Here is a 12,180-nt window from a genome sequence, read left to right on the forward strand (position 1 = left end):
TGCTGGCCCATAGTCACGACATCGGGTCTTGGAAACCGTTTGAAGGAGGACCGGATGATGACCGCAGATCATGATCGCATCATTGACGTGGCGCTGAGATGGCATCGGGAAGGTTCGGGTGCGGCTTTGGCCACCGTGGTTGAAACATGGGGCAGCGCGCCAAGACAAGCGGGCAGCCAGCTGGCCATTTCTGGAGACGGCCAGATCATGGGCTCGGTCTCTGGCGGTTGCGTCGAGGGCGCTGTCGTCAGCGAAGCCTTGGAGGCCATGGCCGATGGAACGCCACGTTTGCTGACCTTCGGTGTCAGCGATGAAAGTGCTTTTGCGGTTGGCTTGGCGTGCGGCGGAACAATCAAGGTGCTGGTGGAACCGGTGGGAGAAGGCGGTGACCGGCTTCCCGCGGGGATGCTGGAAAAGCTGTCGGAAGCACATGCGACGCGTGAAGCATGTGCCTATGTGGTGACGCTGGACACATGGGAGCGGAAAGTGGTGTTGCCGGGGGCCGACCCGGCGGTGGACGCACGGCTGCGCGCCGACCGATCGGGCGTAGAGGAAAATGGCCGCTTTGTGGCTGTGCAGAGCCCCGCTTTGCGCTTGATCGTGGTGGGGGCCGTGCATATTGCGCAACCTTTGGTGGCGATGGCCCGGCATTGTGGCTTTGCGACAAGCGTGATTGATCCCCGTGCTGCCTTTGGCAGTGCTGAGCGGTTTCCAGGTGAGCAGATCCTTGATGACTGGCCAGACGAAGCGATCCAGCACCTTGCGCCAGACGCCCGCACGGCCGTGGTAACCTTGACGCATGATGCCAAGCTGGATGATCCTGCCATTCTGGCAGCGCTGAGCAGCCCTTGCTTTTATCTGGGCTGCCTCGGATCACGCCGCACGCATGCCAAGCGCCTGGATCGGTTGCGGGCCGCCGGGATCGCGGAAGACGCGCTGGCACGCATTCATGCGCCCGTGGGATTAGATATCGGCGCGCAAACCCCGGCTGAAATTGCAGTCTCGGTCCTTGGCCAGATCATCCAAGTCCTGAGGAAGGGCGCATGATTTTTGCGGAAGTGCCACTCGCTCAAGCCGAGGGAGCAATCTTGGCGCATTCCGTTGCCAGTGGCGGCCTTGACCAAGGCGCCACGGCGCGGCTGCGCAAAGGTGTTGTCTTGGGGCAGGCGGAACTGGCCCAGTTACAGGCGGCTGGTATTGACCAGGTTATGGTGGCCCGTCTGGAAGCGGGCGATGTGCATGAAGACGATGCGGCCACGCAGCTTGCAGAGGCGCTGGTGCCAGATCCGGACGCGGCAGGAGTTGTGCTGACGGCGGCTTTTACCGGGCGGGTCAACCTGAACGCCCGAGGCCCGGGCGTGCTTGATCTGGATACGGCGGCCATCGACGCGATGAACCGCATCCATCCATCGATCACTCTGGCCACGCTTGCGCCTTTCACGCGCGTCGAAGCGGGCACCCTTGTCGGCACGGTCAAGATCATCAGCTATGCGGTGTCGCAAACGGATCTGACGCGCGCCTGCACCGCCGCACAAAACGCACTGCGGGTGCGGCCCGTGGTCTTGACCCGCGCCAGCTTAATCCTGACAGCTGTGCCGGGGATGCCGGACAAGTTGGCTTTGAAGGCCCGAGAGGCGGTCGAGGCGCGCTTGACTGCGTTAGGGATGCAGCTTTCCGCCTGCAAGATTGTCCCGCATGAAGAGGCGCCGCTTGCGGCTGCCATAACCGAGGCTCGGGGAGACATCATCCTGATCCTGACCGGATCGGCCACTTCTGACCTTCTGGATACCGCGCCTCAGGCGCTGCGCCGCGCCGGAGGGCAGGTGGCACGCTTCGGCATGCCCGTCGATCCCGGTAATCTGCTGTTTTATGGCAATCTTGCCACTCGGCCGGTGATCGGCCTCCCGGGCTGTGCGCGCAGTCCCGCACTGAACGGAGCAGATTGGGTGCTGGAACGGCTGGTCTGTGGACTGCCGCTGACAGATGATCATATCGCTGAGATGGGGGTGGGCGGGTTGCTCAAGGAAATCCCCTTGCGGCCCCAACCCCGCGAACCGCGACCCCGGAGATGAAAGCGGGGGCCACGATGCCCCCGACTTCTTTGGTGCTACAACGGCCACTTGGCCAGATCGCCACGAATTTTCTGCGAAAATTCGGTCGCTTACTTCGGACCGATCATCATGACCATCTGACGTCCCTCAAGGCGCGGGAAGGACTCGACCTTGCCTGCTTCCGCAGCGGCGACATCGGCGGCCACACGGTTCAAAAGCTCGAGTCCCAATTCCTGGTGGGCCATCTCGCGGCCCCGGAAACGCAAGGTAACCTTTACCTTGTCACCTTCGCCCAAGAATTTCAGCACCGAGCGCATCTTCACATCATAGTCATGGGTATCCGTTCCAGGACGGAACTTGATTTCCTTGATTTCGATGATGTGCTGTTTCTTGCGCGCTTCGGCCTCGCGCTTCTGAGTTTCATATTTGAACTTGCCGAAGTCCATGATCTTGCAGACCGGAGGTTCGGCGTTCGGGCTGATCTCGACCAGATCAAGTCCGGCCTCTTCCGCCATGGCCAAGGCACGGGCCGGCGTCACGACGCCGACATTTTCGCCGTCCGCACCAATCAGGCGGATTTCCGGGCTGCGGATCCGGTCGTTGATGCGCGGGCCGGTGTCACGTTGCGGCGGGGCGTTGTGGGGTCTGCGGGCTATGGTATGCGTCCTTATGTGGTTTGCTCAAGCGGTCGCAAGATAGTCCTCCCCGGCTTTGGGTTCAATGTGATTCAGCACGCATAGCCCATGGAAACGTGCCAAAAATTGGCAATTCGAGGTCGCTTCCCATGTGATCGGCCGCTGCGTCGCAGCGCCGCACCTTTTCAAGCGGGGGATCGAATGTCATATGACGCCCAACCGGGTGAGACGCCCGGCGATGGGAGTATCAGACATGAACAAGAGTGTAATCATCGGGGCGGTCGTCGTTTTGCTTGCCGCTGGCGGATATTATCAATTCAGCTATGTGCCCGCGCAACGCGCCGCAGAGGAAGCGGCCGCCGCTGCTGCTGCCGAAGCACAGGCTGCGGAAGAAGCCGCGGCAGCGGCCGCCGCAGAAGCCGAAGCTGCGGCTGCCGCTGCGGCTGAAGAAGCCGCTGCCGCCGCCGCGGCAGAGGAAGCTGCCGCCACCGCCGCTGCCGAAGAAGCGGCTGCCGCCGCAGAATCTGCGGCTGAGGCGGCTGCGAACGCGGCGCAAGGCGCAGCCAATGCCGCCGCAGAATCCGTGCAAGAAGCTGCAGATGCCGCAACTGACGCAGGCGCTGCCGCGGCCAACGCGGCGAGTGAAGCTGCCGAGACGGCGGCAGATGCTGCCACCGAGGCCGCGACCAGCGCTGCCACCGCAGGAGCCGCGGCGCTCGATGCCGCCAATTTCAATGCGGACGGGGTGAAGGCTTTGATCGACGGGTCTTCGTTGGACAACACCACAAAGATCACCCTCAAATCGGCGGTGGACTCGGCTGCGTCAAACCCGGCCCTGCTCGACGGCGTGATTGCGCAGGTCAAGGCCGCTCTGGGGCTTTGATGCTCTGTTATCTCATAAGAAAGGCCGCGCTGACAGCGCGGCCTTTTTCATGCGGTCTGGCAAAGGTGGTCAGATGCCGTCGCCGACAAAAGCCTTTTCCACCACGAACTGTTGCGGATCTGAATTGGCGCCTTCACTCAAGCCAAAACCTTCAAGAATTTTCTTGACATCGACATTGAAGGCAAGACTTCCGCAGACCATCGCCCGGTCTTCATCGCGGTTCATCGCGGGTAAGCCTAAATCAGCGAAGACTTTCCCCGATGCCAGATTGTCTGTGACCCGCCCCATACGCGCGAACGGCTCGCGTGTGGTGGTCGGGTAATACATCAGTTTGTCGCCCACCAGTTCGCCAATCAGCGGATCGTCTTTAAGGCTTTCTACCAGCTGGCGACCGTACTCCAGCTCTGCCACCTCGCGGCAGGTGTGCATCATGATGATCTGGTCGTATTTCTCGTACGTTTCCGGTTCGCGCATCAAAGATGCAAAAGGTGCGAGCCCGGTGCCAGTCGCCAAGAACCACAGGCGCTTGCCCGGCAAAAGCGCATCGTGCACAAGCGTTCCGACTGGTTTGGGGCGCAGGATGATCTCATCGCCAACCTTGATGTGTTGCAGGCGGCTGGTCAGCGGGCCGTCCGGAACTTTGATCGAGTAAAATTCCAACTCTTCATCCCATGCCGGAGAGGCGATGGAATAGGCGCGGAGGAGCGGCTTCCCATTGTCTCCCAACAGACCGATCATGACGAATTCCCCAGAGCGAAAACGCAGGCTGCGGGGACGTTCGACGCGAAAAGAGAACAGACGGTCGGTCCAATGGGTGACAGAGGTCACCTTGGCCGCGTCAGGCAGATGGGGTTTGGGGGTCGCAGCGGCGGCTGGGGTGGCGGCGTCGGTCATCAGGGTCACTTCGGTCATGAACGGTGTGTCCGGGAGAACCCCGGCCTCTTCTTCTAGCTTCGATCTCATTCCGTGGAAAGCGGCGGACTGCCTCAGGCGCGCAAGCGTGCCTGATAGTGATGGGCCTGCCAGTCCGCGCGAAACTGCCACTGCTCGGCGGGCTGTCGTGCGGCCAGCTCATCGGGAATCTCGACCGAGTCAAAGCCAACCCGGCGTGCCATCGCATATTGATCGGCGATGACGGGACCGGTGGCGCGCAATTCTCCGGTGTATCCGAACATCCGCAGACGACGCGCAATGGTAAAGGCGCGTCCGTCGCTGAAGGCCGGGAAGGAAATCCGGATCAACTGCAGGTCATGCAGATAGGGCTTGGCCGAGATCGGATCGTCCGTATGTGCAAGATCCAGCACGCCTTGGTGGGTGGCGATCTCTGCGAGAGGAACCGAAGCAAGGGGGGGCGCAGGCGAAAAACCTGCGTCGGTGACAATCACGCTCATGCGGCAGTGTCCTTTGCGATGCGAACCGGCTTTCCGTCTATGAAATGGATGCCGCATTCGGTTTTTTGTGAGCCTCTCCAACGACCTGCCCGCGGATCTTCACCTGGCTTCACCGGGCTTGTGCACGGCGCGCAGCCAATCGAGGGATAGCCTTTCGCCACCAGCGGATGGCGTGGCAGCCGATTGTTGACGATGTATTCCTCAAGATCCTCGCGGCCCCAATGCGCCAGAGGATTGACCTTGATGCGAGTGTCGCCCTCTGCCTCGAAGAATTCCACCTGGTTACGGGTGCCGGCCTGAAAGCGTTTGCGTCCGGTGATCCACCCGTCGAACTGTGTCAGCGCGCGCTCCAGTGGCTCGACTTTGCGCACCGCACAGCAGGCATCGGTGTTGAACTGGTGCAGGGTCCCGTCTGGGTCTTCAAAGGCGACCTTGGCCGGATGGGCGCGAATGGTGCGAATGTCGCACAAGGCGAGCTTCTCGGCCAGTTCACGCTGATACTCTAGTGTTTCTGCAAAGAGCATCCGGGTGTCGATGAACAACACCGGAGTTTCCGGCGCAATCACGCTGACCAGATGCAAAAGCACGACCGATTCCGCCCCGAAGGAAGACACCAGCGCCACACGGCCCAGATCCACGTCTTTCAGACTGTGCTCAAGCACCGCCGTCGCCGAATGATGTTTGTAACGCGCATTCAGGGCGGCGACGCGCTCTGCAACGGGACCGGAGTGCAGATCACGCGGCATCCTGAGCGCCTTCAGTATCATACAAGGCCGCCTTGAACGGCTCCATGCCCAGACGGCGGAAAGCCATCAGGAATGTCTCCTCAGAGGTTTCGCGCAAGGTGAGGTAGGCGCGCACGATGCGCTCCACCGCAGGAACGATTTCGTCATAGGCGAAACCCGGACCTGTCTTGTCTCCGATAGCTGCCGTTTCTGACCCATCGCCTCCAAGGGTGATCTGATAGTTTTCCACCCCCGCGCGGTCGAGGCCGAGAATCCCGATATGACCAACATGGTGATGACCACAGGCATTGATGCAGCCCGAGATCTTTATCTTCAAAGGCCCGATTTCATGCTCCAGATCCAGCGCCTTGAACCGTTCTGAAATCTGGGTCGCGATCGGAATGGAACGGGCAGTGGCCAAGGCGCAATAATCCATGCCGGGGCAGGCGATGATATCAGAGATCAGCCCCACGTTGGCGGTGGCAAGCCCCACCTGAACCAGCGCCGCATGCAGTGCGGGCAAGTCCGACTTGTGGACATGCGGCAAGATCACATTCTGCTCGTGGCTGATGCGAAGGTCCGAATGACCATAGCGCTCAGCCAGATCGGCCATCACCCGCATCTGATCGCTGCTGGCATCGCCCGGAGTCTGCCCATGCGCCTTTACGCTGATGGTGACAATGGCATACTGGTCATTGCGATGGGGTGCGAGATTGGTGTCAGCCCATGCCCTAAACACCGGATCAGCCTTGTAAAACGCATCATAAGCATCGACAGGGGCGTTGCGGAAGGCCGGCGGTGCAAAGGCCGCGCGAATGTCTTCCAGCAGACGCTGGTCGTTGCCGCCAAACAAGGGGCGAAGCTCGTCGAAGCGCTCTTCGATCATGCGGGAAATTTCTTCTTTCCCAGTCTCATGCACCGTAATCTTGATGCGCGCCTTATACTTGTTGTCGCGCCGCCCAAGCGTATTGTAAACGGACAAAACCGCTTCGACATAGGGCAGCAGATCGGCCACGGGCAGAAAATCACGCACCGTATGGGCGATCATCGGGGTCCGGCCAAGCCCGCCGCCCACCATGACCTCAAACCCCGGCTCCCCGGACGCATTGCGGACCATGCGCAAGCCAATGTCATGCGCGCGGGTGACTGCACGGTCATTCGGGGCGCCGGTGATCGCGATCTTGAATTTGCGCGGCAGGAACTGAAACTCGGGGTGGTCGGTGGACCATTGCCGCAACAGCTCGGCATAGGGGCGTGGGTCTTCGATCTCATCCGCTGCGGCGCCGGCAAAATGATCTGCGGTCACGTTGCGGACACAGTTGCCCGACGTCTGGATGGCATGCATTTCCACATCGGCCAGTGCCGAGAGGATGGCAGGCACGTCTGGCAATTTGGGCCAGTTGAACTGAATGTTCTGCCGGGTGGTGAAATGGCCGTAGCCCTTGTCCCACGTATCGGCAATCATCGCCAATTGCCGCATTTGGCGTGGCGAGATGGTGCCATAGGGAATAGCGACCCGAAGCATATAGGCATGCAACTGCAGATACAGCCCGTTCATCAGGCGAAGGGGGCGAAACTCTTCTTCCGTCAAAGAGCCGTCTAGGCGTCGCTCAACCTGTTGGGTGAACTGCGCCACGCGTGCGCGAACGAAAGACTCATCGAAATCCGAATAGGAATACATCTTACACCCCCAGATCTGTAGGGAAATCGGCTTGCTTGCCGTGGTCGTAGTTTGACGGGCCGCGCGCGCGGAAGGCCTCGCGGAAATGTGCCGGTTCAGGACCGTTGGGGCCCGGCTTCGCATCTGCCAGATAGGCGCCGACAACTTCGAGCTTTTGCGACATGGCATGCAGCAGGCGCATCTGTGCGTGCGCTTCATCCTCGATCAGTTCGGCGGCATGATGGAAGGGCGACCATGCATTGTCAGCGGTCAAATAGACCACGTCGCCTTCGCGCAGACGGTTGGCTGTCACAACTTTGGGGGTAAAACGGCGGCTCATCGTCAGGCTTCTTTCAGTTGGACAAGAGATTGACTGGCGGCGCGCGGTGCCAGCCCGAAAAGGATCACGGCAGGCCCATCACAGAGGGCGACAGCCTCGGGCAATTGGGCCAATGTGGTGCCGATGATGCGCTGATCGCCGCGGCTGACATTTTCGACCACGGTCACCGGCGTGGCGCCCGAGGCACCGTGCATCATCAGACGGCCTTGAATGAAACGGGCGGACTTCTTGCCCATGTAAATGGCCGCCACCTCGCCCGCGCGGGCAAGCCCGCGCCAGTCCTGTTCGGCAAATCCGGCCATGTCGTGGCCCGTGAGGATGCGCAAGGCCGCGTTGCGGCCGCGTTTGGTCAGGCTCTGGCCAACGGCTGCCGCTGCAACCGTTGCAGAGGTCAGGCCAGGAAGGATGCGAAAGGACAGGCCGACGGCAGTCAAGGCATCGATTTCCTCATCAAGGCGTCCAAAGATCCCGCAATCGCCCCCCTTCAGTCGCACCACCCGTGCACCCGTCATGGCCTGTGCGACCAAGGTTGCGTTGATGCTTTCTTGTGATGTCGAAGGGCCAAAGCCTTCCTTTCCCACATCGATAAGTTGCACATGGGGCGGAATCAGCGCCAACACCTCTTTCCCGACCAGTCGGTCATGTATCACCACCTGAGCCTCTTGCAACGCGCGCAAAGCGCCAAGCGTCAGATGCTCGGCCGCGCCCGGGCCAGCGCCGACAAAGATCACCTCAGGGTGCGGGCGGGAGAGCGAAGAAGTCATAGCGAGATCCTGTGGCTTTTCCCGCTGTATATAGGATATTTTCCCTCTGATATGCCATACCCTCTTGCGGATAAGGAAAGTTGTTCCGATACTGAAGCAATACCGGGCATCGGTTCCGTAAAAGCAGGGAAAAAGCGAATGGTGGCCCAACTGGACGATCTTGATCGGAAAATCCTTGGCGAATTGCAATTGGATGCGAGCCAGTCGCTGGACGAGATCGCGCGCAAGGTGGGGTCTTCGAAAACGCCTGTCTGGAACCGTATTCGCCGCATGCGGGAGCAGGGGGTCATCACCCGCCAGACAGCCATTCTGGACGCCGAGGCCCTTGGGCTTGAGGCTTGCTTTTTTGTGTTGATCCGAACCTCTGAGCATGAGGCAGAATGGCAGCGCAAGTTTCTGAAAACCTTGCGCGAACGCCCCGAGGTGCTGGAAGCGCATCGCTTGGCGGGTGACATTGACTACATCCTAAAGGTCCGGGTGAAGAACGCCCGCGCTTATGACCAGTTTTATCAGGCTCTTATCTCTGAGGTGAAGATCTACAACGTCACCGCCTTGCTCAGCATGGAAGAAATCAAGTCCACCACGGTATTGCCTCTTTGACGGCTCGCGGCGGGGGTGAGGAGGGTTTGAACCTTTCTCACTCCCGCCGAGGGCGATGTTTTTGGCAGCAGACGCTCCGGCTAGCGGGTCAGCTGCAACCGCTCCAACCCGTGAAAGTGATACACATCTGCGTAGCGGGGAGGCTCTGCGAGCCGTAAGTCTGGCATGCGGCGGAAGAGAATTGGCAGGGCGATCTGCAATTCCAGCCGTGCGAGAGGAGCGCCGACGCAGAAATGCAGCCCCGCGCCGAAGGTCAGATTGGGTTTGTCCGTGCGTTCGGGCCAAAACGCGTCAGGACGCTCCCACAGCTGTGGGTCGCGGTTGGTCGCGCCCAACAGCAGGCCGACCTGATCGCCCCGCTGAAAGGTGTGGCCCATGACCTCGACCGTCTCATAGGCGGTGCGGGTAAACATGTGCAAAGCCGGATCAAAGCGCAGGATCTCTTCAACCACCTTGGGCGCGGTTTCGGGGCGCAGGATCTGCGCCACGGTGCCAGTTTCCAGCAAAGTCTTCACGCCGTTGCCAAGCGTGTGCACGGTGGCTTCGTGCCCCGCGTTCAGCAACAGGATGCAGGTTGTGATCAGCTCATCGGTCGAAAGCCGCTCGCCTTCCGACTCGGCCGCGATCAGCTGAGTGATCAGGTCGTCGGCCGGGGCTTTGCGGCGCTCTTCAACATAGCCTCGCAGAAAATCAGAAAAGTCGCGTGCGGCGTCGCTTGCCGCGACTTCCATCGCATGGGTGCGCCGCGCCTGATACATTCCCACCATCGCATTCGACCAGTGCAAAAGCTGACCTGCCATCGCTTCAGGCACGCCCAGCAAGCGGGCGATGATGATGACGGGAAGCGGCTGGGCAAAGCCGGTGATGAGGTCAAAATCGCTGTCAGGCAAAGCGTCGATCAGGCGATGGCTGAGGCTTTCGATGTCACCATGCAGATTGGCAATGCGGCGCGACGTGAAAGCGCGCAAAACCAGTGAGCGCAACCGGGTATGGCGTGGCGGTTCCAGCTCCAGCATTGAATGGGCTTCGACGGCATAGAAGGGCGCTGTGTGTGGCGCGATGGGTTTCGCCATTTCGGGCGGCACTTCCCGGCCAAAGCGGCGATCACGAAAGATCGCATTCGCCGCTGCTGCCGACGGGGTGCAGATCAGGTCATAGTCCTGCCAATGAAAAAACGGACCCAAGGCCCGGGCGCGTTCATAGAAAGGATAGGGATTCTGGACAAAGTCCGGTGCGGTCGGGGATTGGATGAGGCTTTGCATGCGCAAGGCTTAGCCGCGCGGGTGGGGCGGGTGCAAGGGCCTGCTTTGGTTGCTTTCAGGCTGCGGCAGTGTGGGCATGTGGCCGCCATGCGCAGCATGATCTCGTGCTATGACCGCCTGTTTTGGGGGCCGCCACGGGCATACTTGCCCGCGGCGGAAAACCTGCCTTCTTCAAGAGGCAGACAATGCCGCGACAATGGCGCCAAAATCGGCCGCCTTCAGGCTCGCGCCGCCGACAAGCGCACCGTCCACATGCGGCACAGCAAAGATCTCAGCCGCGTTGGACGGTTTTACCGACCCGCCGTAAAGCAAACGCACGCCTCCCGCCTGCATGCCGATCCTTGCGGTCAGCCGGGCGCGGATAAAGGCATGCACTTCGGCGATTTCCGCAATCGTTGGAGTGCGTCCGGTGCCAATCGCCCAGACGGGTTCATAGGCAACCACCAAAGTGGCGGAGCTCGACTCTTCCGGGACCGATCCCACAAGCTGGCGCCCGATCACGTCCAATGTCTCACCCGCATCGCGCTGTGCTTCGGTCTCTCCGATACAGACAACTGCGACAAGACCCGCGACCTGTGCCGCTTGCGCTTTGGCCAGCACTTGCGCGTCGGTTTCCGCGTGGTCGGTGCGCCGCTCTGAATGGCCAAGGATCACATGGCTGGCGCCCGCGTCGGCCAGCATCCCTGCCGACAGATCGCCGGTATGTGCGCCGCTTGACTTTGCATGGCAATCTTGCCCGCCAACCCGCAAGGCACTGCCTTTGGCCAGATCGGCCATGCGGGCAATCAAGGTTGCAGGAGGGCAGAGCAACATTTCGCAAGCCGGGGCAGGTTGAGAAGACAGAAGAGCCGCAACTTCCGAAAGGCTCTCTCCCGTGCCGTTCATTTTCCAGTTTCCAGCGGCCAGCTTACGCATGTGTGATCCTCTCAACGCTCAATTGCGCAGCGATCATAGAGGCGGGCCAGCGCGAAACAAGCGACAAAACCTGCCTTATCGGTTTCTGTTCTGGTGGCCCAAAAGTGCCAGAGGCAGGCGCGGCGGGTGAAGTTCATAAGCAAAGCCGCCTGCAATCAGCCGCGCCATATTTCAGGGAAAGCATTGAGGAAAAATAACAATGTGATGATTTTTCGTCGAGGGGAGGCCGTTGATGCCTTTGCAGTCTTTTTCAGAAAAATCTTTCCTGCCTAAGCCTCGGGTTCTGCTGGGGCGTCGCCGGCCTCCCTTTGGTCCGCGCGAAACGGAAAATGTAAAAATGTTTTACATCGGGTCTTGAACCTCGGGGTGTGGAGGGTCATCTGACATCATGTGAAAGACATTCACATAGCCCCGAGGGGTTCAGCCGCCGAGATGGAGATTTGCCGATGACTTATTCCCCCGACACCGCCGCCAAAGCGCCAGCGCTCGCCGGTTTGACCACCCGACTGCGCGCTGCCGAAGACTGGCTTGACGCGAAAGGCCGTGGCGCATGGATTGCTGCCATGATTTTGGGCTTTGTCTTCGTCTGGCCGGTCGGCCTCGCGCTTGTGGTTTACATGACCTACGCCAACAAATGGAGCAAACGCATGTTCAAGAACAAACTGTCCGCAAGCGGCCGCGATTATGGTTTCAGCCGTCACACGGCTTGGCGTTCGTCGGGCAATTCGGCCTTTGATGCCTACAAGGCGGAAACGCTGCGTCGGCTCGAGGAAGAGCAGGGCGCTTTCGAGTCCTTCCTTGAGCGTCTGCGTGAAGCCAAAGACAAGCAAGAGTTTGACAGCTTCATGGAAGATCGCGCCAAAGGTGCGGCACGTCCGCCTGTTCCCGCGCAGGACGCGCCCCGCGGCGAGTATTGAAAACCGACATGGGGTGGCCAGTGTTCGGCCACCCCCG

At 60.5% G+C, this 12,180-nt stretch carries 14 protein-coding genes; 5 read left to right on the forward strand and 9 right to left on the reverse strand.

Features of this window, described 5'->3' with window-relative positions; translation table 11 throughout:
- Positions 1 to 54: 54 nt before the first annotated feature.
- Both CUR21_RS04495 and CUR21_RS04500 read left to right on the forward strand, forming a co-directional pair.
- Positions 55 to 1,047 (forward strand): XdhC family protein, encoded by a 993-nt coding sequence (locus tag CUR21_RS04495; RefSeq protein WP_369802505.1) that lies wholly within the window; start codon positions 55 to 57, stop codon positions 1,045 to 1,047.
- Complete coding sequence (locus CUR21_RS04500; protein WP_100195816.1) at positions 1,044 to 2,072, forward strand: molybdopterin-binding protein; 1,029 nt, start codon at positions 1,044 to 1,046, stop codon at positions 2,070 to 2,072. Before CUR21_RS04495 ends, CUR21_RS04500 begins: the two co-directional genes overlap by 4 nt.
- A gap of 89 nt (positions 2,073 to 2,161) precedes the next feature.
- On the opposite strand, the gene infC is transcribed toward CUR21_RS04500, so the two are convergent.
- Positions 2,162 to 2,707 carry a translation initiation factor IF-3 gene (infC, locus tag CUR21_RS04505; RefSeq protein WP_100195817.1) on the reverse strand — a complete coding sequence of 182 codons (546 nt, stop codon included), beginning with the start codon at positions 2,705 to 2,707 and terminating at the stop codon, positions 2,162 to 2,164.
- Between the two features lie 232 nt (positions 2,708 to 2,939).
- Between infC and CUR21_RS04510 the strand changes: the two genes are divergently transcribed.
- Complete coding sequence (locus CUR21_RS04510; RefSeq protein ID WP_100195818.1) at positions 2,940 to 3,569, forward strand: hypothetical protein; 630 nt, start codon at positions 2,940 to 2,942, stop codon at positions 3,567 to 3,569.
- Positions 3,570 to 3,638: 69 nt separating this feature from the next.
- Here CUR21_RS04510 and CUR21_RS04515 read toward each other — a convergent pair whose 3' ends face one another.
- The 6 genes from CUR21_RS04515 to cobA all read right to left on the reverse strand — a co-directional run bounded on the left by CUR21_RS04515 (position 3,639) and on the right by cobA (position 8,449).
- Positions 3,639 to 4,463 carry a ferredoxin--NADP reductase gene (locus tag CUR21_RS04515; protein ID WP_232622690.1) on the reverse strand — a complete coding sequence of 275 codons (825 nt, stop codon included), beginning with the start codon at positions 4,461 to 4,463 and terminating at the stop codon, positions 3,639 to 3,641.
- Between the two features lie 92 nt (positions 4,464 to 4,555).
- On the reverse strand, positions 4,556 to 4,960 hold the full coding sequence (locus CUR21_RS04520) for a DUF934 domain-containing protein (protein ID WP_100195820.1): 405 nt from the start codon (positions 4,958 to 4,960) through the stop codon (positions 4,556 to 4,558).
- Complete coding sequence (locus CUR21_RS04525; RefSeq protein ID WP_100195821.1) at positions 4,957 to 5,706, reverse strand: phosphoadenylyl-sulfate reductase; 750 nt, start codon at positions 5,704 to 5,706, stop codon at positions 4,957 to 4,959. Before CUR21_RS04525 ends, CUR21_RS04520 begins: the two co-directional genes overlap by 4 nt.
- On the reverse strand, positions 5,696 to 7,366 hold the full coding sequence (locus CUR21_RS04530) for a nitrite/sulfite reductase (RefSeq protein ID WP_100195822.1): 1,671 nt from the start codon (positions 7,364 to 7,366) through the stop codon (positions 5,696 to 5,698). The genes CUR21_RS04525 and CUR21_RS04530 overlap by 11 nt, the downstream gene beginning before the upstream one ends.
- A gap of 1 nt (position 7,367) precedes the next feature.
- On the reverse strand, positions 7,368 to 7,685 hold the full coding sequence (locus CUR21_RS04535; protein WP_100195823.1) for a DUF2849 domain-containing protein: 318 nt from the start codon (positions 7,683 to 7,685) through the stop codon (positions 7,368 to 7,370).
- Between the two features lie 2 nt (positions 7,686 to 7,687).
- Positions 7,688 to 8,449, reverse strand: coding sequence for a uroporphyrinogen-III C-methyltransferase (gene cobA / locus CUR21_RS04540; RefSeq protein WP_100195824.1), 762 nt, complete (start codon positions 8,447 to 8,449; stop codon positions 7,688 to 7,690).
- A gap of 138 nt (positions 8,450 to 8,587) precedes the next feature.
- Here cobA and CUR21_RS04545 point away from each other — a divergent pair, with 138 nt between their 5' ends.
- Positions 8,588 to 9,049: an Lrp/AsnC family transcriptional regulator gene (locus CUR21_RS04545; protein WP_100195825.1), complete on the forward strand. Its 462-nt coding sequence runs from the start codon at positions 8,588 to 8,590 to the stop codon at positions 9,047 to 9,049.
- An 80-nt stretch (positions 9,050 to 9,129) separates the two neighbouring features.
- Here CUR21_RS04545 and CUR21_RS04550 read toward each other — a convergent pair whose 3' ends face one another.
- Both CUR21_RS04550 and tpiA read right to left on the reverse strand, forming a co-directional pair.
- Positions 9,130 to 10,311: a cytochrome P450 gene (locus CUR21_RS04550; RefSeq protein WP_100195826.1), complete on the reverse strand. Its 1,182-nt coding sequence runs from the start codon at positions 10,309 to 10,311 to the stop codon at positions 9,130 to 9,132.
- 171 nt (positions 10,312 to 10,482) lie between these two features.
- Positions 10,483 to 11,226: a triose-phosphate isomerase gene (gene tpiA, locus CUR21_RS04555; RefSeq protein WP_100195827.1), complete on the reverse strand. Its 744-nt coding sequence runs from the start codon at positions 11,224 to 11,226 to the stop codon at positions 10,483 to 10,485.
- 446 nt (positions 11,227 to 11,672) lie between these two features.
- Between tpiA and CUR21_RS04560 the strand changes: the two genes are divergently transcribed.
- Entirely contained in the window at positions 11,673 to 12,143 is a 471-nt protein-coding gene (locus CUR21_RS04560; RefSeq protein ID WP_100195828.1) for a DUF2852 domain-containing protein, read from the forward strand.
- Positions 12,144 to 12,180 lie beyond the last annotated feature (37 nt).

It is taken from the genome of Pseudorhodobacter sp. MZDSW-24AT, assembly GCF_002794355.1.
GTDB lineage: Bacteria > Pseudomonadota > Alphaproteobacteria > Rhodobacterales > Rhodobacteraceae > Pseudotabrizicola.